The 25,462-nt window shown below is 65.3% G+C and carries 13 protein-coding genes and 2 pseudogenes; 5 read left to right on the top strand and 10 right to left on the bottom strand.

Annotation, left to right across the window (positions count from 1 at the left end; translation table 11 throughout):
* Positions 1-59: 59 nt before the first annotated feature.
* The 10 genes and pseudogenes from MMSP_RS01140 to MMSP_RS01100 all read right to left on the bottom strand — a co-directional run bounded on the left by MMSP_RS01140 (position 60) and on the right by MMSP_RS01100 (position 20,785).
* Positions 60-785 (bottom strand): thioesterase II family protein, encoded by a 726-nt coding sequence (locus MMSP_RS01140; protein WP_036426990.1) that lies wholly within the window; start codon positions 783-785, stop codon positions 60-62.
* A gap of 5 nt (positions 786-790) precedes the next feature.
* A complete protein-coding gene (locus tag MMSP_RS27795) occupies positions 791-5,761 on the bottom strand; it encodes a non-ribosomal peptide synthetase (RefSeq protein WP_235065641.1) in 4,971 nt (1,656 codons plus the stop codon).
* Positions 5,692-9,663 (bottom strand): non-ribosomal peptide synthetase, encoded by a 3,972-nt coding sequence (locus MMSP_RS27790; RefSeq protein WP_020785125.1) that lies wholly within the window; start codon positions 9,661-9,663, stop codon positions 5,692-5,694. Before MMSP_RS27790 ends, MMSP_RS27795 begins: the two co-directional genes overlap by 70 nt.
* Positions 9,660-10,358 (bottom strand): acyl-CoA dehydrogenase family protein, encoded by a 699-nt coding sequence (locus tag MMSP_RS27785; protein ID WP_020785124.1) that lies wholly within the window; start codon positions 10,356-10,358, stop codon positions 9,660-9,662. Before MMSP_RS27785 ends, MMSP_RS27790 begins: the two co-directional genes overlap by 4 nt.
* A 759-nt stretch (positions 10,359-11,117) precedes the next feature.
* A pseudogene (locus MMSP_RS01125) lies at positions 11,118-12,886 on the bottom strand (PE-PPE domain-containing protein).
* Between the two features lie 407 nt (positions 12,887-13,293).
* The gene (locus MMSP_RS01120; RefSeq protein WP_020785120.1) at positions 13,294-14,946 is read right to left on the bottom strand and encodes a PE-PPE domain-containing protein; all 1,653 of its coding nucleotides are present in this window, start codon (positions 14,944-14,946) and stop codon (positions 13,294-13,296) included.
* A gap of 169 nt (positions 14,947-15,115) precedes the next feature.
* Positions 15,116-16,864: a PE-PPE domain-containing protein gene (locus tag MMSP_RS01115; RefSeq protein WP_020785119.1), complete on the bottom strand. Its 1,749-nt coding sequence runs from the start codon at positions 16,862-16,864 to the stop codon at positions 15,116-15,118.
* A 99-nt stretch (positions 16,865-16,963) separates the two neighbouring features.
* Positions 16,964-18,617, bottom strand: a pseudogene (locus tag MMSP_RS01110) (PE-PPE domain-containing protein).
* A gap of 124 nt (positions 18,618-18,741) precedes the next feature.
* Positions 18,742-19,572: a tyrosine-protein phosphatase gene (locus MMSP_RS01105; protein WP_020785117.1), complete on the bottom strand. Its 831-nt coding sequence runs from the start codon at positions 19,570-19,572 to the stop codon at positions 18,742-18,744.
* Complete coding sequence (locus MMSP_RS01100; protein WP_161628252.1) at positions 19,565-20,785, bottom strand: acyl-CoA dehydrogenase family protein; 1,221 nt, start codon at positions 20,783-20,785, stop codon at positions 19,565-19,567. Before MMSP_RS01100 ends, MMSP_RS01105 begins: the two co-directional genes overlap by 8 nt.
* Before the next feature lie 154 nt (positions 20,786-20,939).
* Between MMSP_RS01100 and MMSP_RS01095 the strand changes: the two genes are divergently transcribed.
* The 5 genes from MMSP_RS01095 to MMSP_RS01075 all read left to right on the top strand — a co-directional run bounded on the left by MMSP_RS01095 (position 20,940) and on the right by MMSP_RS01075 (position 25,462).
* A complete protein-coding gene (locus MMSP_RS01095; RefSeq protein ID WP_036425928.1) occupies positions 20,940-21,818 on the top strand; it encodes a hypothetical protein in 879 nt (292 codons plus the stop codon).
* A 74-nt stretch (positions 21,819-21,892) separates the two neighbouring features.
* Positions 21,893-22,354 (top strand): nuclear transport factor 2 family protein, encoded by a 462-nt coding sequence (locus MMSP_RS01090; RefSeq protein WP_020785114.1) that lies wholly within the window; start codon positions 21,893-21,895, stop codon positions 22,352-22,354.
* A 244-nt stretch (positions 22,355-22,598) separates the two neighbouring features.
* A complete protein-coding gene (locus MMSP_RS01085) occupies positions 22,599-23,687 on the top strand; it encodes a Re/Si-specific NAD(P)(+) transhydrogenase subunit alpha (RefSeq protein WP_015354153.1) in 1,089 nt (362 codons plus the stop codon).
* Positions 23,688-23,702: 15 nt separating this feature from the next.
* Positions 23,703-24,041: an NAD(P) transhydrogenase subunit alpha gene (locus tag MMSP_RS01080; protein WP_020785113.1), complete on the top strand. Its 339-nt coding sequence runs from the start codon at positions 23,703-23,705 to the stop codon at positions 24,039-24,041.
* Entirely contained in the window at positions 24,038-25,462 is a 1,425-nt protein-coding gene (locus MMSP_RS01075) for an NAD(P)(+) transhydrogenase (Re/Si-specific) subunit beta (RefSeq protein WP_012392359.1), read from the top strand. Before MMSP_RS01080 ends, MMSP_RS01075 begins: the two co-directional genes overlap by 4 nt.

Here is a 25,462-nt window from a genome sequence, read left to right as displayed (position 1 = left end):
TGGGATACGCGTATCCCTTTCGCGGCAATCGCAGTCTGGATGCTTATCGGCCCGGCCGGTCAGCGCGAAAATCCGAGCACGCGTCGAAAGTCCTCGGCGAGCCAGGACAACAGGGCGGCTGCGGTACGGACAAAAAAATGACCACCGGGCATGGCCACCACCTCGAATGTCGCGCTGGTCATTTCGCCCCATCGGGTCAGCTCGGATTGGTCGAAGGTGACGTCGCCAACCCCGCCCAGTGCTGTTATCGGGCACGATAACGGCGGTGCCGGGCGGTACAGATATTCCTCGCAGGCGGTCAGATCGGCTCTCGCGATCGGCAGCATGAGATCCATCAACTCAGCGTTGTGCAAGAGTTCGCTGGGGGTACCTCCGAAGCTGTTGAGGCGGCTGAGCAGCGCACTGTCGGACAAGGCCGAAAGATATTGCCCACGATTAGGGGGCCAAAAAACGACCGGGGGGCGGCTGGCCGCTGCATAAAGCTTCACCGGCAGCGGCGCGCGTTGCTGCCTCAGTTCTCGGGCCAGCTCAAAAGTCACCAGGGCGCCCATGCTGTGCCCGAACAATGCGTACGGTCCGTCAAGATCAGCCGCGAGCTCTCGAGCAAACACGCAGGCGATCTCGCCGATGGCGGTCAGTGGCGGCTGGCCGAACCGCCGCCCGTGACCCGGGTACTCGAGCGGCACCACCCGAACCCAGGACGGCAACCGGTCAGACCACTCACCATAGAGCGACGCACTGCCAATCGCGTGCGGGACACAGTAGACCCGGAGCGCCGGCGGCATCACGCTCAGCCGCTGCGCCGGGCGGTCGCACCCTTCGGGGGTGCACCATGCGGTCGTGCCAGCCAATAGCTGAGTCGCTCGACGGTGGCTCCATTGAGAAGTTCTCGCAGCGGCGGCTCGCAACCGAACGCCACCGCTATGCGCTCACTGACCACCAACGCCTGAATCGAGTCGCCGCCACTGTCCTGCAAACTGTCGTGGGCACCCACCGGCCTACCCAGGACGTCCTCCCAGATTCGCCCTAGATGTGCGCGGGCCGCGGCTTGCGCGTTGGCGGCCTGGCGTAGCGCGACCCGACGACTGGCGTGCAGGCAGTGCAGTCGTGTTTCGCTGGCGAAATCAGGCAGCGGCGCCGATCCCCCGTCCGCGAGCGCGGCGATGGCTTCCTCGTAGGCCTCGAGGATCATGTGGACGTAATCGGCGGCAAGCAATCGAGGATCGAACTCCACCCCTATTCCGAGCGCCCCCGCTTCGCGACTGAAGACGATGACGAACGGCAGATTGGTGTGTTCAATTATCTTGCGGCGCAGCACCGTGGCTTGTTCGGTTACGGAGTCTTCGGCCTTCGCGGGATCCAAATCCACGTAGTTGAACGCCGTATCGAAGAGCCTTCCGATGCCGTTGTCGCGTTGAATCGTTCGTAGCGGCACCCGGCGGTGGGGCAGGCCATCGTGCTCCGCGGCGAACACGCCGTCGAGGAGCGCCGCGTAGCTCGCAGCGTTCAATCTGATCCGCAGCGGGACGGTATTGAGGAACATGCCCAGCACACTCTCGGCGTCCTCGGTCTCGGGGCGGCCGTTGACCACCAGTCCGGTCACCACATCATCGCTAGCCGCCATCCGGCCCATGACCACCAGGTGCGCCGCAAGAAGGGTGCTCTTGATTGATACTCGCCGCTGTCGTGCCAGATCGCGCAGGCGCCCCTCAGCCTCGCTTGGCAACTCGTGGAATATCACCTCGAGGCGGCTGGTCCCTGAGCGGGTGGCCGGGAAAAGACACGGGATCAGCCCCTGCAACTGGTGTCGCCAGAACGCCCGCGACGGGCTGCCCTCTGCCTCGCTCTCGAGCATGATGAAGTCACGGAAGTGCGTTTGCAGACGCTCGCGGGTCGGCGGCTGCCCGGCGGTCCGGAAAGAGTCGTAGCTGCAGAGCAAGTCGCGCTGCAACTCCACCACGCTCCACCCGTCGAGCAAGGCGTGGTGGAAACTCAGGCTCATGTCGAACCGGTCCTCGCCACGCACATGGACTATCAACTCCAGCGGCGTGCGAGTGCGCCACTCTATCGGGCGACGGGCCTCAGTTTCCATCCACTCCGACAGCGACGCCTCCTGTTCGGCCTCGGTCAGACCGGACAGATCGAAGACCTTCAGCGGCGTCGACACGGACTCGTGCACCAGCTGCAGCGGTACCGAATAAGCCGACAAATCAAACGTTGTGCGCAGGATCGGATGGCGCAGCGTCATCTCGAAGAGCGCCGAGCGAAACGCGTTCTCATCCCACGGCGACTGCACCAGGTAGCTGACCACGTCGTGGTACACACTCGGCCCGTCGACGCGGCTGTGGAAGAGCATGCCGGCCTGCAGCGCCGACAGCGGATAGGCGTCGCTTACATCGGCGGGCAAGGCACCTTCCGGGCCCTCCGGGACCAGCAGCCGCTTGGCCTTGCGTTCTATCCTCGCCGGTTGCTGCGGTGTCTCGGTTGGTACCAGCCCCGTGGCGAGTTCCGCGGGCGTCTGGTGCCGGAAGACATCCTGGACTGACAGCTGCAGACCGAGGGCCTTGGCCTTGGCCGATACCCGCACGGCCATCATCGAGTCGCCGCCGATGTCGAAGAAGTTGTCGTCGGCGGCGACCGAGGACAGCTCCAAGACCTCGGCGAACACACCGCAGATCCGGTCGAGCACCGGCCCCACGTCATCCGTCGACTTCTTGATGAGCTTGATGGTCGCGTCCCGCGCTATCCGGATCGTGTTGTTGAGATCAATTCGTACCGTGAGCTCTTCGACGGTGTCACCTGCCGCCGGCGCACTCGGACCAGTCCGGGCCTGCGGTTCTCTGGGCGCTGGAAGGGCCGCTCGATCGATCTTTCCGTTGACCGTCAGCGGCAAGGATTCCAAGGTGACGAAGGACGACGGGAGCATGTAGTCGGGGAGACGCGAAGTGAGGGCTCGGCGGGTCTGGGCAACCGGCAGTTCCTCGCCCCCACGCGTGACAACGTAGGCCACCAGGCGGGGTTCGCCGCCCTCGGTCCGGACCATCGCGTAGCAAGCCATTACGTGTTCGAGTCCGAGGACCGCCGTCTCGACCTCGCCGAGTTCGATGCGGAAACCGCGCAATTGGACTTGGTGGTCCAAGCGGCCGAAATACTCGATCTCCCCGTTGGATAGCCGTCGACCGCTATCCCCGGACCGATAGAGTCGCTCGCCCGCGCGGAACGGGTGCTCGATGAAACGTTGCGCGGTCAGTTCGGGCATCCCAAGATAGCCATTCGCCAGGCCTGGCCCGCCCACGCAGATCTCACCTGGCACGCCGTAGGGGACCAGGTTGCCCACCGAATCGGTCAGCAGACACTCCAAGTCAGGTACCGGGCGACCGATGATGGAGCTGTGCGCACCGAAGATGTCGGCGCGCATCAGCCGGCGGAATGTGACATGCACCGTGGTCTCGGTGATGCCGTACATGTTGATCAACTCAGGATGCTCATCACCGTGGGCCTTGACCCACGGGATGAGGTCCGCGAACGTCAACATCTCCCCGCCGAAGATCACATACCGCAGGAAAAGTCTGCTCGCGGCACCTTCAATGTCGGCGTCGGCGTCTCGGACCAGACGAAACGCTGACGGAGTCTGACTGAGCACGGTGATCCGCTCGTTGGACAGCAGCTCGCGGAATTCCGCGGGATTGCGGGTCACCAGGTAGGGCACGACCACCACACACGCACCATGCAGCAGCGCCCCCCAGAGCTCCCACACGGAGAAGTCGAACGCCACCGAGTGGAACATCGTCCACCGGTCGTCGCTGTTGAACTCGAAGAGTTCGTCGGTCGCGCTGAATAGCCGCACGACGTTGTGATGGGTCACCGCAACGCCCTTGGGCCGACCGGTCGAACCCGAGGTGTAGATCACGTAGGCGGTGTCGTCGGCGGACACCTCGACGTGCCGTGCTGGGGCGGGGGTTGCACTGATGACGTCGACCTCGATCGTTGGCGCGCCATGTGCAGACACCACGTGCCGCAGGGCTGACTCGGTGACGATCATCGACGGACCACAATCGCTCAAGACGAGCTCGACGCGTGCGGCTGGCCAGCTCGGGTCGATGGGCACGTATGCAGCGCCGGTCTTCAGGATGGCCAGGATCGCGACCGGTAGGCGGTCGGTTCGCTCCAGCAGCAGTGCCACCTTGTCGCCGTGTGCGACCCCGCTATCGATCAGCAGGGCGGCCAGGGCATTGGACTCGGCGTCAAGAACTGCATAGCTCAGGTCACGGCCGGCAAACCGCACGGCCGTTGCGTCCGGGTGTGCTGCGGCCTGCACCTCGAATCCGCGGTGCAGCGTCGGGTAGGCCGGAGCAATGTCGCGGCGTGCGTCGAGGACTTCCAACTCGTCGATCTCGTCATCGGTCAACATCGAGAAGCCTGCGAGCGCGATCCGCGGTTGAGCCAGCGCGGACTTCAACAGGGTGACCAGGTGGCCGGCCATCCGCTCGATGGTGTCGGTGTTCCACAGCGCGACGCTGAAATCGAAGACCAGGTGGAGGCCGCCCGCAGCGTCGGGCTCCACGCTCAGCCCCAACTTGAACAAGGCGCGGCCGGGATCGTGTGGCACGGCGGTTACTCGTACACCGTCGATCACCGGGCCCGACGAGCCCGATATTTCCGGTACGAAGGACACCTCGATCAGCTGTGCGGACTTGGCCAGTTGCGGGCCGAACCGCTCCAGTAGGTCATCGAAAGACACATCGCCGTGGGCGCGCGCCTCGCCCAGACGCGCGGCCGTGCGGGCGGCGTGTGTCGCCAGCGTCAAGCCCTCGGCGAAGTCGGCGCGAATCGGCGACAGGTCGGCAAAGTATCCGATGGTCGTCGACGGCACCGAAGGCGGCCGGTTCGGGGTTGGCACGCCGACGACCACCGTGTCCTGGCTGGTGTAGCGGTGCAGCAGGTATTGCCACATCGCCAAGATGATCGTCGAGCGATCCACGTCCAGGCGGCCGGCAACCTCATCGAGCTCAATCCGGACGTCATTCTCCAACTGCAGACTGACGCGGGCGCCACGGAACGAGGGACTAGTGGTCTGCGGCCGGTCGGTGGGTAGTTCCAGGCGCGCGGGCATGCCCGTCAGGGTGCGGTCCCAATACGCCAGGCTCTGCTTGTTATGCGGCCCAGCCGATCTCGCAACCTGCGCCCGAGCCAGCTCACTCATCGTGATGTCCCGGCCAGGGCCTGACGCGCCATGACGCGGGTTGGCGTAGATCGCCGAGAGCTCGCCGAACAATTGGGCTTCGGCCCAGAAATCCGCGACGATGTGGTGGTAATTCATCCCCAGGATCAGCCGGTCGTCGTCGATTTGAATGATCATCGCCCGAAACGGCGGATCGACCGCGATATTGATCGGGCGGCGCGCATCGGCGTCGATCAAGTCCTGCGCCAGCTGTTCGCGGATGGCTGCGTCGCGGTCACGCAGGTCGTGCATCTGCACCCGGCTCGGCGACCCGATGATTTGCACGACACCCTGGTCGCGCTCGGGAAATATGGTGGCCAGCGAGGGATGCCGCCGGGCCAGAAGTTCGAGCGCCTTGCGCAGCCGCACCGCGTCGATATCGCCGAGCAGGTTGAAGTACCGCTGCGAGCACAACTCCTTGCCGCCACCGCTCATTCGGTCGAGCAGCCAGATCCGGCGCTGCGCCTGTGTCAGCGGCGCCGGTTCTTGGCTCCGGTCCTGGCCGGCCGGACACGCTCGGCGTGCTCCTCCACCGTGCACTCCGAGTTCGTTACCAGCTCCCGGAGGGCGGCGGTGAACTCGGCGGCAAGCCGCTGCGCGGTACGTGCCCGGAACAGATCGGCGTCGTAGTCGAGGAAGCCGCTGAGGGTGGCGCTCTCGTCAACAAACGACGCCAACAGGTCAAACTTTGCTGATCCTGGGTCGACGGGCAGGTTATGCACGTGCGCGCCCTCAACTTCGAGAGGCGTGACATCACCGTCGTAGAGCGTGACGGCGGCCTGGAAGACGGGATTGCGGCTGCCGACGCGTTCGGGTTTGACCGCGTTGACGACTTCCGGGAAGGACAAGGCGGCGTGGTCGACCACCGTACGAATCTCGTCGCGGGTACGCACCACGAGCTCTTCGAACGTGGGATCGTCCCCCAACTGGCAGCGCAACGCGACCATGTTGGCGAAATTGCCGATCGTGCGCTCGACGCTGGGGTGGTTGCGCCCGGCGGTCACTGCCCCGACAACCATGTCGCGCTGCCTGCCGTAGGAAGCGATCCACACCATGAACGCGGCCACGAGCACGCTGTAGGGAGTCGCGCTGTGCTGGCGGGCCAGGGCGCGAACGGCTTGGCGGTCGGCCTCGGTCAGGGCGATCCGGACGCGGCCGCCCCGGAAACTGCCGAGCGCGGGGCGGGGGAAGTCGCGCGGGAGTTCGATCTCCGGTGGTGCGCCGTCGAGGTGGTCGCGCCAAAAATCCTCGAGTTCGCCGCGCCGCTCGGTACTGAGTAGCCGGCCGGCCCACTCCACGTAGTCAACGGGCTGGACGTCCAGGCTCGGTAGCCGCTCGCCGGCATCCAGCGCCGCGTAGGCCTTGCTCATCTCGGCGGGCAGCAGGCCCGCGGCCGACCAGCCGTCCGCAACGATGTGGTGTAGTACCCAGGCCAGGTAGTGGTCGTCGTCGGCGAGAGTGACCAAAAGTACCCGCACCGGGGAGTCGCGGAAGAGGTCGAACGGGCGCGCGGCCAACTTGGCGATGCGCTCTTGACCGGCCGCCTCCCGCTGATCGGCGGGTAGGTCGGTGAGGTCGGCATGCTCCAACTGGACGGGCCCCGGTGGCAGGATGACCTGCACCGGTTGGCCCTCGCGCGCCGGGAAAACCGTTCGCAGCGCCTCGTGGCAAGCGACCACCTCGGCGAACGCCGCCCGTAGCCGTTTGGCGTCCACCGGGCCTCGGATACGAACGGCTTCGGGAATGTTGTATGCCGCCATGGTCGGCACGAGCTGCTGCAGGTACCACAGATTCGCCTGCACGGGCGACAGCGGCAGCGGTTTGGTGCGGTCGATCGGCACGGGTCCGGTGATCGCGGCGTCATCGATGGGCTCGGCCTGGCCGCGTTTCTCCTCGATGAGCGCGGCCAGGGCGGTGAGGCTACCGGCGCGCACGAAGTCCCGCATCTGAAGCGTGACACCCATGCGTTCCCGAAGCCGCATGATGACGCGCAGAGCCGCGAGAGAATGCCCGCCGATGTTGAAGAAGTTGGCGTCGGCATTGGTTACCGGGGTGCCGAGAATCTCCTCCCACACACGCGCGAGCGGGATCAAGTCCTCTGGCAGCGGCCCGGCGCCGGGCCCGGCATCGTCGAACGATGCGGACGGCAGTGCGGCTAGATCCACCTTTCCCGAGGGGGTACGCGGCAGCGAATCGAGCAGCACGAGCGCGGCCGGCACCATTGTGGTGGGCAACTTGTCGCGGACATGATCGAGCACGGATTCCGGGTCCAGGATCTTGTTGGGTGTGCCCGCGACGACGTACCCGATCAGGGCCTTCTGCCCGGGGGCGCGTTCACGTACGTCGACCACCGCATGTTGGACGCCCGGGTGCCCGCAGAGCGCCCGTTCGATCTCGCCTGGCTCGATCCGCACTCCGTGGACCTTCAACTGGCGGTCGAGGCGCCCCAGGAATTCCACGGTTCCGTCCGCGCGCTGGCGCACTCGGTCACCGGTGCGGTACACCCGCAGGCCCTGCTCGGGCGCGCGTACGTCGCGACGAAAACGTTGAGTTGTGAGGGCCGGCGCACCCAAGTAGCCCAGCGCAACCCCGGCGCCGCCGATCCATAATTCGCCCGGCTGTCCCTCGACGGCCAGGTCGCCTTCGGTGTCGACGATGTAGAGCCGCGCATTGGCGATCGGTCGACCGATCGGTGCCCAGGATGCCTGATCGGTTATGTCGGCGCGCCAGTACAGGGCGTCGATCGCCGTCTCGGTCGGACCGTACAGGTTCACCAGCTGGGCATGGGGGAGGATCTCGGCAAATCGGCGTGCGGTGGCCAGCGATAGCGGCTCGCCACCGCAGAAGACGTACCGAAGGCTCTGGCACTCGCTGAGTCTGGGCTCGTCGAGAAGGACGTCCAACTGCGAGGGGACGATCTGTAGCACGGTGATTTCAAACTGCAGAACATGTTCGACGATGGTCGACGGGTTCCACTCCCGCCGAGCCGCATCCATGAACACCAACCGGGCCCCCGCGACGAGCGGTCCGAACAGTTCCCACAAGAAGATGTCAAAACCGGGGGAAGCGCTCTGCAGAATCGCGTCGTCGGGGCCGAGGTCGAACTCGTCGCGCCGCCAAAGCAGCTGATTTGCGAAGGCACGGTGCGCACCCATCACCGCCTTGGGCCGGCCGGTGGAGCCGGAGGTGAAATTGACGTATGTCGGCGCATCTGGGTCGGTACTCATCGGTGGCACCGCCACCTCGCCGATGTTGTCGACCTCGATCAATTCCGGTGCGTCGGAGGGAAGAATTTCGCGGGTCTCGGCGTCGATGATCACGCACCGGGCGGCGGCATCCGCGAGCATGCCGGCCACCCGGCTGATCGGGTGGGCGGGATTCAATATGAGCAGGACGGCGGCGGCTCGTTGAACGGCCAGAGCCGCCACCGCAACATGAACACTGTTGCTGAGAAACACGCCGACGACGTCGCCGCTGAGCACGCCGAGTTCGGCGAGTCGCCCGGCGAGTGCGTCGGCGTGCTCGCCGAGTTGGGCGTAGGTGATCGACAGGCCCGTGCTTTCGAGCGCGACGGCATCTGGCGTGCGGTCAATCTGGCGATAGACCAGCCCATGCACGGTGTGGTGCCACCCCGGTCGATCCGGGCCGACTATGGGTTCGCCGCGCTGGCCCAGGTCGACCACCGGCGCCAGCAGGTGGTCGACCACCGCCGCCCGCGAGGTCAGATTCTCATCGAGCGTGCCGACCGCCTCGGCGTAGGTGGGCAAGACTTGCTCGAATGCCTCCTCGAGCCTTGCCGAGGCTCCCGCGCGCGCCCGTTCGCTGTGCCAGGCGTCGGCGATGAACGCCATCGCGGCAGAGCCCGGCTCGGCAACCGCCTCGAGAACGGCCCAGACGCACAGCCAGCCAAGATGATAGAAGGCATTGACCGACTCGTCGACGACAAGCTCGTCCACGGCCTCGCGCAGCCTGCTGATCAGGTCCGCGTTGGCGGTGCGCTCGTCAATCCAGTGATAGATGGTGTCGGAGCGGGCTGCCAGTCGTGCCCCCAACTCGGTCAGCAAGGCCTCCGACGGGCCCTCGCCAATGCGCAGGAAGCGCGCGTCGCGAAGCAGACGTGCCACCTGATGGTTCTCGACGTATCCCCGCCAGCCCAGCATTTGGACGGCGTCGTCGGCGGCGCGATAGGCAAATTCCGATGACGCCACTTTGAGTGCCAGCGAAACATCCTGGGGCACCGCGGGATTAGCGGCGATATCGGCCAGCACCGCCTCGATTGCGGTGATCTCCGAAGTAATCCGGCCGATTCGGCGCACTACCACCGGGTCGGCGATGAGTCGGCCGGTGGCAACCTCACGGCGGGATGCGAAGCGATACATGACTTGCGCGCAACGCTTCATCACGCCCGCGGAGATTGCGCCGGTGCAGATCCGCCCGATCAAGAATCCTTCGCCGACGACATCGAGCCCCCGCCGATCTCGCCGAGAATCTGCCAGGGTTCGATCCGGACGCCATCGAAGCGGATGCCACACACTGGCACCGACCGCAGTCCGATGGTGTCCTCGCGGGGCGCGATGGTCACCCCGGGGCTGTCTGCCGCAACCGCCACCGCGGTCAGCGCTGTGCCCTCGTCGACGGTGAACGGGACAACGGTGACCAACAGGCCGGCCCAACCGGCCGCGGTGATGCACGATTTCGTGGCATCGAGAACCCAGCCGTCAGCATCGCGAGTCGCCTTGCTCGCCAACATCCGTGGATTCGAACTCGACACCTCCGGCTCGGTGATGGCCAGTGCTGCAAGAGTCTTGCCGGCGAGCAGTTGATCCAGGTAGCGCCGCCGCAGCTCCTCGTGTCCGTGCCGAAGGACGGCTTGCAGAGCGGCGTGATGCACGGTCAAGACGGCGGCATGGCCCACGTCGGTGCCGGCGGTCCGTTCCACATCCGGCAGCAGGGCCTTGAGATCCACCCGGTCGCCGGGTTCCGTCGATGACACGTGCCCGAAGTGCGCGACGCTGTCAGTGAACTCGGCAAGCTGCGGGTCCAGCGGTGCGGTCGGTCCGACCTGATGACCGTCCACGCGACCCGTTTCGGGATTTTCACCGTCGTCGGAGACGGACGTCTCCGCTCTCACCGTCATGCAAGAACCCTCGGGTAGATCGTGGAGCACCCAATCCGCACACGCCGCAAGGCGTGCTGGACTTGCAAGACGGCGGGAGCCTTTCGATGTGGCACTCGCGAGAATAGTAGGTAGCGCCCGAATATGGGCGTAGATGATGAATATTGCGGAATGTCAATTGATATGCAGCATGTCGTCGTCACAATTCACCCGGTGGTTGCCGACCGCGGCCACACCGCCGCCGTCGACGCCGACCGGATGAATTCAGCCCACTGTCACGAGCCGCATCGCTTTCGTCCATACCCGCAGGTATCCGTTGGCCGGCGGGATTCGGCGCGCTGACGCAGGTAGGCCGTCGCTTTATGCTCCCGCGCGGGTGGGTGTTGGTGCGCTGTAGCGAAATGGAAAGCGGCACGGCGTGATTCGCGCATTCTCGGCACTGATGAATTCGGGGGGGCACCAGGGCTCCGGCGTTCCCTGGGGGGGTCACCAACGCCGCATTGAACCCGTCCGGCGCGTCGGTGATCTCCTTGCCCGCGCCGGACACGTTCTTCGGCATCAAGGCCGTGGCGGCCTGCCGCGGGAGTCAGTTGTGAGCAACTCGGCGGAGCAGGCGCTCGCGTTGGCCCGCGGGGTGATCCGCGCCCGCGCGAGGATAGCGGGCACCGCTCGAATAAATGCCTTGCGGTCAAATTTTTGTTCGGGCATACCATTTCCGCCTGGCCCACGGCAACACAAACCGGACACAAACGGCAGACCCCACAATGGGCAGAGAATCGCTTAGAACGCGCCGACGATGTCGCTGACCACCTCCTGGGCGGTGTCGGCCAGGACGATGACCTCGAAGCCGCCGGCGAGCGCCGCCACGGCCACATCCGCAGCGATCGGATAGCCGATGGCGTTGATCAGGCCGACGGGGTCACCGTTGACGAACTGCTGGATTCCGTCCAGGAACAGGTTGACGTTGTAAGACGGAACAGTGGTCAACACGGTGTTGATGATGTCGGCGGTCGGAAGCAACGCGGCATAGGTGTCGGCGGACACATTCGTGATGGCGTTGGCGATATTCGTGTTGGCCGCCTGGAGGGCGTCGATGAATCCGTTGATCGAGGCATTCGTGACGGTCGGCACGGCCGGCAAGGTCGACGGCACCGGCGAACCGCCGGTCTGCGAAAAGTCCGGCAGCGAAAGGCTGGGCAGTGTCGCCGGAATTGCGCTGATGTCGTTGACGAAGGCGGTCACACCCTGTTGGGTGCCGTTGACCATGGCACCGGCGAAGCCCACCGGGTCGATCGGGGGAGCAGGCCAAACGGTGTGGTTACGTCGGCATACCCGGTCGAGTAACCGTAATTGGGATCGCCATAACCGAGGTTGACCAGATAGGTGAGATTGGGCTCGACCAGATCCGCCAGCGGATTGCCGATGACCGGGATTGCCCGCAGCGGCTCCAGGATTGGCAGGCCCGGGTAGGTGATCATGTAGTAGTTCCCGAGGCCGTTGTTGCCCGGGGAGACCGGCAACTGCACCAGGTTGTAGCCCGCAGGAAGGTTGTTTGGATCCAGATCCGGGTAGTCGCCGTGGACGAATTGGATGCCGGCGAATGCGTTGAGGTCGGCCAACAAATTGAGTGGGTACTGCGGGAAATCGGCGTATCCGTCGTACAGCAGTGTGTACTGATTCAGCTCGTAGCCGGTGTTCGACGGTGTCCCTCCGTAGAAGTCCAGGCCCAGCGCGGGCAGCGACAACCCGGGGAAGCGCGACAGCAGGCCGCCGTTGGGGGCCATCGGATTACCCAGCAGGGTGAAAGCGAGATTGTCGGTGTTCGGGCTGCCGAGTGCTTGCAGATTGCGCATCTCCAGCGAAGAGACGACGGCGCTTTGCGAGTAGCCCAAGACGTTGACGTTGTTGCCCAAGGTGATCAGGCCCTGGGGCCCGAAAAGCGCGTTGTCCAGTATTTGAACGCCGTTGGCCACCGACGTGTTCAGCGGCAGATCCTTGATGGCGGTGAGCGGATACAGCCCCTCAGGTGTGTTCAGCGGCAGCAATTGGGTGGGCATGCCGGGGATGTAGGGGGCGACGTCCTGCAGGTAATCCGGCGGCGGAATCGGCGTGCCGCTGCCGCCCATGATCAACGCGACGAATGGGTCGGCCAGTGCCGCGGGCGCCACCGCCGCACCTCCCGCCGCGACCGTCGAGGCCGCACCTCCGCCGAGCAGTGACTGGATGGGTGTCCTCAGCGCGTTCAGTGCACCAGAGATCGTTGCCGTATTGACCGCTTCGGCCCCCGCGTATGCGGTGCCGGCGGCGGCCAATGTCCGGACGAATTCCTCATGAAATGCGGTCACGTGGCCGATGACGGACTGGTATTCCAGGGCGTACCCGCCGAACAGCTTCGCGGCGGCCGTGGACACCTCGTCGGCGGCGGCGGCAACGAAACTCGTCGTCGGCCCGGCCGCGGCGGCATTGGCCTGTGTCAGCGCCCAACGGATACCTTCCACATCTGCGGCCGCGGAGGTCAACAGCTGCGGCTGCGCCATCATGTACGTCATTGACTGGTTCCCTTCAGATGCAGGGCGTTTCGCTCTGGTCCCGCGCCGGTCGTCGCGCAGCTCGTCATGTTGTCGGGGTAAATCTGTCCGGTCGACCGCATCGTGTGTTTCCCTGTGAGTGTTGCTGCGCGTTGTGCGTCAGATGTGTTGGGCCGGCCCGAACTGGGGTGCCGATGGGCTGCGGCTTGTCGAGTAGCTACCTGGCGGTTGTCCTACCCGGCGAGCGGACCTCTTTTCCGGCCGCGCCGCGACTCGCACCTCGGCCGAAGCGGCCAGGGACAGATTATGGCGCTACCGGGGCCCGCGTCCGGGTTTTGCGTTAACCGGGACGTCATACCTGTGAGATGGGGCGGAAACAATGGCCGGCGAAGTCATGGAGGTGCGTGCCGGTGGGCCGGTGGCCGGCCTCAGGGGATGAGGGAGCCGATGTCTTGCACAGTCGTCTGCGCTGCCGCGGCGATGGTGAGGAATTCGACCGCCCCGCCGATCGTGAGCAACCCCACCGTGGCTGCGATCGGGTACCCGAACGCATCGATGAGGTTGCCTTGCAGGAGTTGGTCGAAGAAAAGTTGGGTGCTGTATAAGGGCAACGTGGTGACAACGGCAAGCCCGATGTCGGCGGTGGGTAGCAGCACCGCGTAGTCGTTTGCGACCACCGCGGTCAAAGTATTCACCACCTGTGCCGGTGACGGCAGCTCTGACAACTTGCCCAGGATGTCGGCCGGGGTTGGCGGCACGATGTCGGGGGTCGGAATCGGTTGTCCGAACATGGCTTGCAGGTCGGCGGTGAAATCTTGGATGCCTTCCTGGGTTCCCGCGGCCAGGGCGTCCACGATGGTGCTCGGGCTGACGTCGGGGAACAAGCCGAACGGCGTGCGCACATCGGCGTAGCTGGTCGAGTAGCCGTAGTTCGGGTCGCCGTAGCCCAGATTGACGATGACCTTCAAGTCCGGCTGGATCAGGTTTGCCAGCGGGTTGCCGATCACCGGAATCGCTCGAAGCGGTTCTAGCAGCGGCAGATTCTCCGTCGGGATCACGTAATAGCTGGTGACGCCCGAGTAGCCCGGCGACGTCGGCAATTCGATCGCGCTGTCGACCTGTGCCGCGGTGAGGTCCAGATATTTGACGTGTACGAAGGGGATGCCCATCACCGCATTGAGGTCGGCGATGAAATTCAGTGGATAGCGTGGGAAGTCGGCGAATCCGTCGTATTCGAGGGTGTAAATCGCGGTTGGGTAAATCGTATCGGAAGGTGTGGCGCCATAGAACGTCAAACCGAGGCTCGGCAGGGATAGATCCGGGAAGCGGGCCAGCATTCCGCCGTTCGGGTTCATCTCGTTGCCGACGAGCACAAAGTTGAGTTGGGATGCGGTCGGTGCGCTTGGCCCCAGGGCGGCGAGTTTTTGCATCTCCAGCGATGCGATTATCGCGCTTTGCGAATAGCCGAACACGGTGACGCTGTTTCCGGGGATGCTGAGCTGCGCCATGATCGCGTTGTCGAGAATGGTCAGGCCCTCCTCCACCGAGGCGTTGAGGGTCAAGCTCTTCACGCCGGTGAGTGGATAAAGCTCTTCCGGTGTATACAGCGGGCGCAAAATATCGGATGAGCGGACGAAAAGATTGTTGGCGGCTTGCACATACGATTCGTCGGGAATCGGAACTCCGGTGGGCCCCAAGAACAATGAGGTGAGGTTTGCCGTGAATGGCGGAATTGTGCTCGCGCTCGATACGGCCGGCGCGGCGCTGGGTATTCCCAGCGCGTCGCGCAGGGCGGCGAGGCTGGCGGCCTCGGTCTGCGCGTAGGCGACCCCCGCGGCGGCCAATGTCTGGGCGAATTCGCTGCGAAACGCCTCGACCTGTGCGAGGACGGCCTGGCACTCCCGGCCATAAACGCTGAACAGGTTGGCGATAGCCCCCGATACCTCGTCGCCGGCGGCCGCCAGCAGACTCGAGGTCGGGCCGGCCGCGGCCGTGCCGGCGGTGCTGATCGCCGATCCAATCCCGTCGATCTCGGTGGCGACCGAGGCCAGCAATTCCGGCTCAGCGAGCAGATACGACATTGGTCTCGTCCTTCCCGACGACCCAAGCTTTCTGGCCTGTTGCTGCCTTGCGAATTGCCGGCAATTCGCAATGGCGGCGGGGCGGTTTCAGTAGCCTAGCGGGAGCGAGAACCCCGGCGTCGCATTTTCGGGAGGAGTCTCGCCCCCGGGCTTTACCGCTGGTAGGCGGCTAGAAGTCGGTGACAATGGCGCCCAAGAGCACCAGGGCTTCAAGGCCGCCCGCCAGTCCGAGCAACGCCGTGTCGGCCGCGATCGGATACCCGATGGCGTTGATCAGTCCGATGGGATCGCCATCGACCGCCTGCTCGATCCCATCCAGAAATAGATTGACGTTGTAGGACGGAACCGTGGTGAGGCCGGCATTGATGATGTCAGCGGTAGGCAGCAGCTTCGCGTAGCTGGTTGCCAGGACGTCGGTGAAAGCGTTGGTGACAGTTGTGTTTGCCGTCTGCAGGGCGTTGATGAAGCCGTCGATTGACATCGGTGCCACCAAGCTGGCCGGCGGTGGCAACGCGATCGACGCCAGCGGATTGGGGATGTCCAGGAACAGGCGCGGGGTGGGTGGTGATGGCTGCGGTGCGACCAAATCGTGTGCGGCACTGTGGAATCCCTGCTGAGTACCGATGACCAGCTGTTGGGCGACCACCTTCGGGTCGACCTCCGGGAACAGGCCGAACGGTGTCTCGATGTTGGCCGGCGCGGTCGAGTAGCCGTACCGGGGATCTCCGTAGCCGAGATTGACGATCGTCGTCAGATCCGGTTGCAGTAGATCTGCCAACGGATTTCCGACTACCGGGATGAACCGCAGCGGTTCCAACAGTGGCAGTCGCTCGGTATGGATCAGGTAATACGAGGTGTTACCGGTGTAATCGGCAGACGTGTCCAATTTGATCAGGTCGCCGGGCGGAAGGGTCTCGGGATTGATCGTCGGGGTATCGGTGTGCACGAACGCTATGCCCGCAATGGCGTTGAGATCCGACACGATGTTGAGCGGGTAGCGCGGGAAGTCGGCGAACCCGTCGTATTCGTGGGTGTAGATCGAGGTCGGATAGATCGTGTCGGCGGGGGTGGAGCCGTAGAAGTCCACGCCCAGACTGGGCAGGGCCAGCCCGGCGAAGCGCGATAGCAGGCCGCCGTTGGGGTTCATCGGGTTGGCCAGCAGTAAGAAGCCGAGTTGGTCGGCGGTCGGAGCGGTGCCGGGCGGCATGGCCGCGAGATTTTGCATCTCCAGAGAAGCGATGATCGCGCTTTGTGAATAGCCGCCGCCGACGACGCTGTTGCCTTCGGCGATCTGACCCAGGATCGCGTTGTGCAGTATCTGGACGCCCTGGCTCACCGATATGGCCAACGGCAGACTCTTCTCGCCGGTGAGCGGGTAGAGCTGCTCGGGAGTGAACAGTGCCTGACTTGTGGTGACACCGAATTGCGGGGTGATGTAGTTGAAGAAGTCCGCCAAGTAGTCGGGCCCGGGCAACGGGTTCCCGCTGCCGCCCATGACCAACGAAACCGTGGGTCCCGTCAGTGGGGTGGTGGTGATCGAGGCGGACGGCGTGGCCGATGCCGCGGCATTGCCACCTCCCAGCAGCGAATGGGCTTGTGTCCCAAACGCTTCTAATGCGTTGGAGATTGCGGCGACCGACGAAGCCTCGGTCTGGGCATAGGCCAGCCCGGCGGCCGCCACGGTCTGCGTGAACTGCTGATGAAACGCGGCGGCGTGGGCGACGACGGCCTGGTACTGCTGGCCGTAACCGCCGAAGAGGCCGGCAATGGCCGTCGAAACTTCGTCGGCGGCAGCGGACACCAGCCTTGACGTCGGGCCGGCGGCCGCGGCGCTGGCGGCGTCGATCGTCGAACCGATGCCCTCGAGATCCGCGGCCATCGTGGTGATGGTCTCTGGTTCAACGAACACGTACGTCATGGGTTCGTTCGTCCTCCCAACAACCAGGGTTGGCAAGGGTGGCCCAGCTAGCCTAAGTCCGTCTCGCCGGTCTGTCGGGCGTTTGGCGCCGAGCGGCCACTAGAGATACAGACTCTGCAGATCCTGGGCGATCTCGGCCGCGGCTTCCATCACCGCGATGAACTCGATCATGCCGCCCAGCGCGCCCAGCCCGAACGTGGCGGCCAGCGGCAGTTCGATCGCGGCCCGGAGATCACCCTGCGCCAGCTGGCTCAGGAACAGGGTGAGGTTGTAGGCGGGCAGGCTGGTGACGAATCCCAGACCGATGTCCGCGGTCGGCAGCAGAACCGAGTAGCCGGTCGAGACGACAGAGGCAAGCGTGTTGGCGATGTTGATCGGCGTGGCCGGCATCGGCGGCGGCGCGGGCGGCAGCACCGACTGCACGTACGGCGGGAATTCCAGCGGAGCGATCTGGGGTGTGGTGCTCAAAGCGGTCGGCAGGGCGGCGCCAAAGTCGTTGATGCCCTGGTGTGTTCCGGCGACCAGCGCATCGGCGACAACCTGCAGGGAGACGTCCGGGAACAGGCCGAATGGGGTGGGAACGTTTGCCGGGCTCGTTGAGTAGCCGTAGTTCGGGTCGCCGTAGCCGAGGTTGACCAGCACCTTCAAGTCCGGCTGGACCAGGGCGGCCAGCGGCTCTCCGATCACGGGGATCGCGCGCACCGGGTCCAGTAGCGGCAGATTCTCGGTGCGGATCATGTAATAGGTGCCCGTCGTCGGACCTTCGGTCGGCAGCAGCGTGGCCGAGGCGATCTGTTCGGGAGTGAGGTCCGGGTAGGTTCGGTGCACCGTGAGAATGCCGAACACGGCATTGACGTCGGACAGGACGTTGAGCGGGTAGCGCGGGAAGTCGGCGAAGCCGTCGTACTCGAGGGTGTAGGTCGTCGTGTAGTAGGGATTGTCCGGCGTCGCCCCGTAGAACGGCAGACCCAGGCTCGCGACATTGAGACCGGGGATACGCGCCAAGATGCCCCCGTTCGGATTCATCTCGTTGCCGGTCAGGATGAAATTGATCTGGCTGGGGTCGGGGGCATTCGGGCCCAGGGAGATGAAATGCTGCATTTCCAGCGAGGCGATGACCGGGCTTTGGGAATAGCCGAAAACCGTCACATGGTTTCCGGCATTGATTTCGTTCCAGATCGAGATGTCGAGGATTTTCAGGCCCTCTTGTGCCGAGGTCTGGAAGGGCAGGCTCTTGACGCCGGTGATCGGGTACAGCTGTTCGGGGGTGAACAGCGCTTTGGCGATCGCGCCGGGCGCAATGTGCTGAATGTAGAGCGTGTTGACGGCGTCGAGGTAACTGGTCGAAGGAATTGGTGTTCCGGTTCCGCCCATGGCGATCGCGACGTAGTCGTTGAACACGGCCGGCACAGTCGGCGGCGAATTCGGCGAATAAAGTCCAGCGGTCGCTTCTTCTAGCAGGGCGGCGTTGTTGATTTCTTCGGCATTGATGTAGTAATTCGCAACCGTGGCCAGCCGCTGAGCGATCTGCGCGTGAAACGCGGCCAGTTGTGTGCTGATCCCGCCGATATTCGGCGCCGAACGTGCCCAACAGTTGCGCGATGGCGGTCGACACTTCGTCGGCGGCCGCCGACAGGATCGCGGTGGTGGGGCCCGCCGCAGCGGCGGTGGCTTCACTCAGGGCCGAACCGATACCCGTCAGCTCAGTAGCCGCCGCCGCTATTGCCGGCGGTTGCGCAACTACGTACGACAACGCGCTGTCCCTCCTGGCAAGCGGGGGCGGTTACTCACCCCGCAATGCCGGTACCCGTTGAGCGTAAAGCGATTCCACGCTCGCGTTCGGGCTTTTGGAGCAATCAGCGCCGACCCGTGGTGCGTCAGCCGAGCAACGCGCTGCGCAGCTGGTGCCGGTCGGCTTCGGTGATGCCGGAGTCGGCTAGATAGCCATCCAGTGAGCCGAAAGTCTCGTCGATCGTCTGCCATGCCGCGGCCAGGTATTCGGGGCGGACGCCGAGGACGCCATCGGATAACCGGGCCTTGGTGAAGGTCACTACCTCGGGCGTCAGTTCGACGTCGGTGCGCTCTCGGATCATTTCCGAGATCCGGTCACGCAGCTGCGGAACCGCGTCGTTGCTGCGCAGATAATCCGCCAGGATCACCTCGCGGTCCACGCCGACGGCTTCGAGCACCGTGGCGACCACAAAGCCGGTGCGGTCTTTGCCGGCAAAGCAGTGCGTGAGCACCGGGCGCCCCGCGGCCAGCAGCGTGAACACGCGGTGTACCGCGCGCTGGGCCCCGGTGCGCATCGGGAATTGCCGGTATTCGTCGGCCATGTGGCGGGCGGCGACCTGATCGATCGCCTCGCTGGATTCACCCGCGTCGCCGTCGGTCAGGAGTCGTTTGAACGCCGTCTCATGGGGCGCGTTGTCGTCGGTGCCGGCTTGGTCGTCGGCGAGATCGGGAAACGGCAACAGGTGGACGTCGACCCCGGCCGGCACCTGCCCCGGCCCGCGCCGGGCGACCTCGCGCGACGAGCGCAGGTCGGCGACGTCGGTGATCTTGAATCGGCGTAGGGCGGCACGGCCCTGATCGTCAAGACCGCTCAGCTCGCTGGACCGGAACAGCCGTCCCGGGCGAAGCGCCGCCGTGCTGTCGGCAACGTCGCGAAAATTCCAGGCGCCCGGAAGTTCGGGACCGGTCTCAGCCATGGGAGGTGACCGCCGCCGCGAACGCGGATTTTTCCCGTCCGAGTTCGGCACGTGCGATGGATCGCATGTGCACCTCGTCGGGGCCGTCGAAAATTCGCATCGCGCGATGCCAGCTGTACAGCCGGGCCAGCGGGGTGTCGTTGCTGACGCCCGCGGCGCCGTGCACCTGGATGGCGCGGTCGATGACGTCGCAGGCCACCTGAGGGGCCACCGCCTTGATCATCGCCACAAGATGGCGGGCTTCCTTGTTGCCGTGCCGGTCGATCGTCCACGCCGCCTTCTCGCACAGCAGTCTGGCCTGGTCGATCTCGTTGCGGGATTTGGCGATCGCCTGCTGCACCATGCCCTGCTCGGCCAGCGGCCGACCGAATGCCACCCGGTTGCGGGCGCGGTCCACCATGAGCGCCAACGCGCGTTCGGCCCCACCCAGCGCTCGCATGCAGTGGTGGATGCGCCCTGGTCCCAGGCGCGCCTGCGCGATCGCGAACCCGGTTCCCTCTTCGCCGAGCAAATTGGTGGCCGGCACCCGGACGTTGTCGTAGACCACCTCGCAGTGGCCGTGCTGATCCTGCCAGCCGAACACCGGCGTCGACCGGGCGATCGTCACCCCCGGGGTATCCATCGGGACCAGGATCATCGACTGTTGCTGATGGGCGGCCGCATCGGGGTTGGTGCGGCCCATCATGATGAGGATCTTGCAGCGGGGATCGGCGGCACCCGACGTCCACCACTTGCGGCCGTTGATGATGTAGTCGGCGCCGTCACGCGAGATGGTGGTCTCGATGTTGCGGGCATCACTGCTGGCCACCGCCGGCTCGGTCATGGAGAAGGCGCTGCGAATCTCGCCGTGCAACAACGGGTCCAGCCACTGCTGGCGCTGCTCGTCGGTGCCGAACATGTGCAGGATCTCCATGTTTCCGGTGTCCGGCGCCGCGCAATTGAGTGCCTCTGGCGCAATCTCGAGACTCCACCCGGTCAACTCGGCCAGCGGCGCGTATTCCAGGTTGGTCAGGCCGGACTCGGCCGGGAGAAACAGGTTCCACAGGCCGCGCGCCTTGGCGTTGGCCTTGAGTTCCTCGACGACGGGCGGGACGGTGTGATCGTTCGGACCGGCGTCTTCGCGGTACTTGTCGTAATCCGCCTCGGCCGGAAATACGTATTCCGTCATGAAGTCGGACAACCGCTGGTGGTAATCGATGGCCTTGGCCGACATCGCGAAGTCCATTCCGCCACGATAGGACACGTGTCACGGCGCCGAATCTGAGGTCGTCAACGCGACACTTAAACGCCTGCCAAGACACGCCGTTGGGTATCGCAATGGCTTAAGTCTGGGCGGGGCTGTCGGCGGGTCCTGCCAGGGTCTGGTCATGGACGCCAGGGAGGCCAGGGCCGCCAGGAGCGAAGACGTGTTCGTGGGCAGCGAGGCGGTGCGGCGGGGGAGGCTGAGCCCGTATCGGCTGCGAACCGAATTCCGCGCCATCTACCCCGACGTCTACCTGCCCGCCCACGCCGCACCGTCGTTTCGAACGCGCTGCAAGGCGGCGTGGCTATGGACGGGCCGGCGGGGCGTGCTGGGCGGGCTTGCGGCCGCCGGGTTGCATGGCTCGGACTGGATCGGCGACGACGAGCCGGTCGAGTTGATCTGGCGAAACCCCCATCCCCCGGCCGGGGTGATCACGCGCAATCAGCGAATCGAGCCCGACGAGGTGACGCGTGTTGCCGGGCTGGCGGTGACCACGCTGGCGCGGACGGCCTTTGACCTGGGGCGGCAGCTACCCGGCGGCGAGTCGGTGGCGCGGCTGGACGCGTTGATGCGGGCGACGGCGTTCTCCGGCGAGGATGTGCTGCTGCTCGCCAAGCGGTACTCGGGAGCGCGCGGGCTGCGGCGGCTGCGCGCCACGCTTCCGCTGGTCGACGCGGGCGCCGCCTCGCCCCGGGAAACCTGGCTGCGGATGGTCTTGATCGATGCGGGCCTGCCCGTTCCCGTCACCCAAATACCGGTGCACCAGAACTGGCGTCTGGTCGCGGTGCTCGACATGGGCTGGCAGAAATACCAAGTGGCTGCCGAGTATGACGGTGACCAGCATCGCTTCGACCGCCGGCAATATGCCCGCGACCAGTGGCGGCTGCGCAAGCTCGACGAGTTGGGCTGGATCGTCATCCGGGTGATCGCCGGGGACGCACCCGAAGACGTCGTCCGTCGGGTCCGCCAAGCCCTGGCCCTGCGGGGCCATCGCGAGACATAAGGGGTTGCGACTTGCTGCGGCGTGTCCGCGCAACCGCTTCAGTGTCGCGTCGGTCGAGGCGCACGATGAACCCCATGACTGAGAGCCGGCCCCCATTTCCGCCGTTCACCTTCGAAACCGCTACCCAGAAGGTCCAGGCCGCCGAGGACGCGTGGAATACCCGCGACCCGCAGCGGGTCAGCCTGGCCTACACAGTGGACTCGCGGTGGCGAAATCGCGACGAGTACGTCGTCGGCAGGGAACAGATCGTCGCCTTCTTGACCCGCAAGTGGCAGCGCGAACTCGACTACTCGCTGCGAAAGAGCCTGTGGAGCTTCGGTGAGGACCGCATTGCGGTGCGGTTCCAGTACGAGTCGCGTGATGCCACGGGTCAGTGGTACCGCAGTTACGGAAACGAACTGTGGGAATTCACCCCCTCGGGACTGATGGCCCGCCGCGAGGCGAGCATCAACGATGTGGCGATCACCGAACCGCAGCGACGCTTCTTCGGCCCGCGACCGGCCGCTGAACACGGCCAAGAGATCCCGATGTGGTGAGCGGCCAGCCGGTGTGACGCGGCGGAAAATACAACGCCATCTTGTGGCGCCACAACACCTGGACCGGTACCGGAGGCCGGGTGAACGGCGCACCATCAAGCGTTGAGTTGATGCTTCGCGATCAGCTCCCCGTGGACAGCGCAAATCGGTGTTTCGGCTGGCACACGTTAAGATAGCCAAGCGCGCAGCCGAGCAAAACGGCAGATGAATCGCGCCGGAGAGTTTAGAGGAAAGTAGACGCGCCATGACAGATCCGCAGACGACGGTGGGCGTGGTGGTCGAGTCCACGCCCGACGAGCGCCGCGTCGCGCTGGTACCCAAGGCGGTCGGCTCGCTGGTGAACAGCGGGGTGGCCGTGGTGGTGGAATCCGGCGCCGGTGAGCGAGCGCTGCTGCCCGACGATCTCTACACCGAAGCCGGCGCCACCATCGGTGATGCGTGGGCCGCCGACGTAGTCGTCAAGGTCGCACCGCCGAGCGCCGACGAGGTCGGCAAGCTGCGCAGCGGGCAGACCCTGATCGGCTTTCTGGCCCCCCGCAATGCCGACAACTCAATCGGTGCGTTGAAGCAAGCCGGTGTCCAGGCCTTTGCGCTGGAAGCCATCCCGCGTATCTCGCGTGCCCAGGTGATGGACGCGTTGTCATCGCAGGCCAACGTGGCCGGCTACAAGGCCGTGCTGCTGGCGGCTTCGGAATCGACTCGGTTCTTCCCGATGCTGACCACCGCGGCGGGCACGGTGAAGCCGGCCACCGTCTTGGTGCTCGGCGTCGGGGTGGCCGGTCTGCAGGCGCTGGCCACGGCCAAGCGGCTGGGCGCCCGGACCACCGGGTACGACGTGCGTCCCGAGGTGGCAGACCAGGTGCGCTCGGTGGGTGCGCAGTGGCTCAACATCGGTATCGATGCCGCCGGTGAGGGCGGGTACGCCCGCGAACTCACCGACGAGGAACGTGCCCAGCAGCAGAAGGCGCTGGAGGCGGCGATCAGCGGTTTCGACGTGGTGATCACCACGGCGCTGGTTCCCGGCCGCCCCGCGCCGCGGTTGGTGACCGCCGCCGCCGTCGAGGCGATGAAGCCCGGCAGCGTGGTGGTGGACCTGGCCGGCGAGACCGGAGGCAACTGCGAACTCACCGAGCCTGGGCGGGTCGTGGTCAAGCACGATGTCACGATCGCCTCGCCGCTCAATCTGCCGGCGACGATGCCCGAGCACGCCAGTGAGCTCTACAGCAAGAACATCACCGCGCTGCTGGATCTGTTGCTCACCGACGGCAAACTGGCCCCGGACTTCGACGACGAAGTCATCGCGGACTCCTGCGTGACCCGCGGCGACGACTGAGAGGACTGCTCAACGATGTACGACGAGCTATTGGCCAACCTGGCGATCCTGGTGCTATCCGGGTTCGTCGGGTTCGCGGTCATCTCCAAGGTGCCCAACACCTTGCACACCCCGCTGATGTCGGGGACCAACGCCATCCACGGCATCGTCGTGCTCGGCGCGCTAGTGGTGTTCGGCGAGTTCGAGCATCCGTCGCTGGCGGTACAGATCATCCTGTTCGTCGCCGTGGTGTTCGGCACGCTCAACGTCATCGGCGGCTTCATCGTCACCGACCGCATGCTGGGCATGTTCAAGGGCAAGAAGAAAGTCGCGGCCGTCAAGGCCGAAAAAGCAGAAGGGTCCGCCGCCAAATGAACTACTTGGTGATCGGCCTCTATATCCTGGCGTTTTCGCTGTTCATCTACGGCTTGATGGGCCTGACCGGGCCGAAGACCGCGGTGCGCGGCAACCTGATCGCCGCGGTGGGCATGGCTATTGCGGTGGCCGCCACGCTGGTCAAGATCAGGCACACCGATCAGTGGGTGCTGATCATCGCGGGCCTGGTCGTGGGTGTCGCACTGGGTGTGCCGCCGGCCCGGTTGACCAAGATGACCGCGATGCCGCAGCTGGTCGCGTTCTTCAACGGCGTCGGCGGCGGCACCGTCGCGCTGATCGCGCTGTCGGAGTTCATCGAGACCAAGGGATTCTCGGCGTTCCAGCACGGCGAGTCGCCGACCGTGCACATCGTGGTGGCCTCGTTGTTTGCGGCGATCATCGGGTCGATCTCGTTCTGGGGCTCGATCATCGCGTTCGGCAAGCTGCAGGAGCTCATCTCCGGCGCGCCGATCGGCTTCGGTAAGGCCCAGCAGCCGGTCAACCTGCTGCTGCTGGTCGGGGCCGTGGTGGCAGCGGTGGTGATCGGTCTAGATGCGCATCCGGGCAGTGGCGGGGTGTCGCTGTGGTGGATGATCGGCCTGCTGGCCGCCGCCGGCGTGCTGGGTCTGATGGTGGTGCTGCCGATCGGCGGTGCCGACATGCCGGTGGTCATCTCGCTGCTCAACGCCATGACCGGGCTGTCCGCCGCGGCGGCGGGTCTGGCGCTGAACAACACCGCGATGATCGTCGCCGGCATGATCGTGGGCGCCTCGGGTTCGATCCTGACCAACCTGATGGCCAAGGCGATGAACCGCTCCATCCCCGCGATCGTCGCGGGTGGCTTCGGTGGCGGGGGCGTGTCTCCCAGTGCTGACGGCGGCGGTGACAAGCACGTCAAGGCCACCTCGGCCGCCGATGCGGCGATTCAGATGGCCTACGCCAACCAGGTGATCGTGGTGCCCGGCTATGGTCTGGCCGTCGCGCAGGCGCAGCACGCGGTCAAGGACATGGCCTCGCTGCTCGAGGACAAGGGTGTGGCGGTGAAGTACGCGATCCACCCGGTCGCCGGCCGGATGCCCGGGCACATGAACGTGCTGCTGGCCGAGGCCGAGGTCGACTACGACGCCATGAAGGACATGGACGACATCAACGACGAGTTCGCCCGCACCGATGTGGCGATCGTCATCGGCGCCAACGACGTGACCAACCCGGCGGCGCGCAACGACGCGTCCAGCCCGATTTACGGGATGCCGATTCTCAACGTCGACAAGGCCAAGTCGGTGATCGTGCTGAAGCGTTCGATGAACTCCGGGTTCGCCGGGATCGACAACCCGCTGTTTTACGGCGAGGGAACCACGATGCTGTTCGGTGACGCGAAGAAGTCGGTCACGGAGGTCGCCGAAGAACTCAAGGCGCTGTAG

It is taken from the genome of Mycobacterium sp. 012931, from assembly GCF_000419295.1.
GTDB classification, from domain to species: domain Bacteria; phylum Actinomycetota; class Actinomycetes; order Mycobacteriales; family Mycobacteriaceae; genus Mycobacterium; species Mycobacterium marinum.
The sequence above is the reverse complement of the archived record's forward strand: the minus strand, read 5'-3'. Positions and strand labels throughout refer to the sequence as shown.

Excerpts from the sequence above, each read along its gene's own strand:
- MMSP_RS01140 (WP_036426990.1), bottom strand. The coding sequence starts at position 785 with ATGCCGCCGGCGCTCCGGGTCTACTGTGTCCCGCACGCGATTGGCAGT.
- MMSP_RS27785 (WP_020785124.1), bottom strand. The coding sequence starts at position 10,358 with ATGACGGTGAGAGCGGAGACGTCCGTCTCCGACGACGGTGAAAATCCC.
- MMSP_RS01120 (WP_020785120.1), bottom strand. The coding sequence starts at position 14,946 with ATGTCGTATCTGCTCGCTGAGCCGGAATTGCTGGCCTCGGTCGCCACC.
- MMSP_RS01115 (WP_020785119.1), bottom strand. The coding sequence starts at position 16,864 with ATGACGTACGTGTTCGTTGAACCAGAGACCATCACCACGATGGCCGCG.
- MMSP_RS01105 (WP_020785117.1), bottom strand. The coding sequence starts at position 19,572 with ATGGCTGAGACCGGTCCCGAACTTCCGGGCGCCTGGAATTTTCGCGAC.
- MMSP_RS01100 (WP_161628252.1), bottom strand. The coding sequence starts at position 20,785 with ATGTCGGCCAAGGCCATCGATTACCACCAGCGGTTGTCCGACTTCATG.
- MMSP_RS01095 (WP_036425928.1), top strand. The coding sequence starts at position 20,940 with ATGGACGCCAGGGAGGCCAGGGCCGCCAGGAGCGAAGACGTGTTCGTG.
- MMSP_RS01090 (WP_020785114.1), top strand. The coding sequence starts at position 21,893 with ATGACTGAGAGCCGGCCCCCATTTCCGCCGTTCACCTTCGAAACCGCT.
- MMSP_RS01085 (WP_015354153.1), top strand. The coding sequence starts at position 22,599 with ATGACAGATCCGCAGACGACGGTGGGCGTGGTGGTCGAGTCCACGCCC.
- MMSP_RS01080 (WP_020785113.1), top strand. The coding sequence starts at position 23,703 with ATGTACGACGAGCTATTGGCCAACCTGGCGATCCTGGTGCTATCCGGG.
- MMSP_RS01075 (WP_012392359.1), top strand. The coding sequence starts at position 24,038 with ATGAACTACTTGGTGATCGGCCTCTATATCCTGGCGTTTTCGCTGTTC.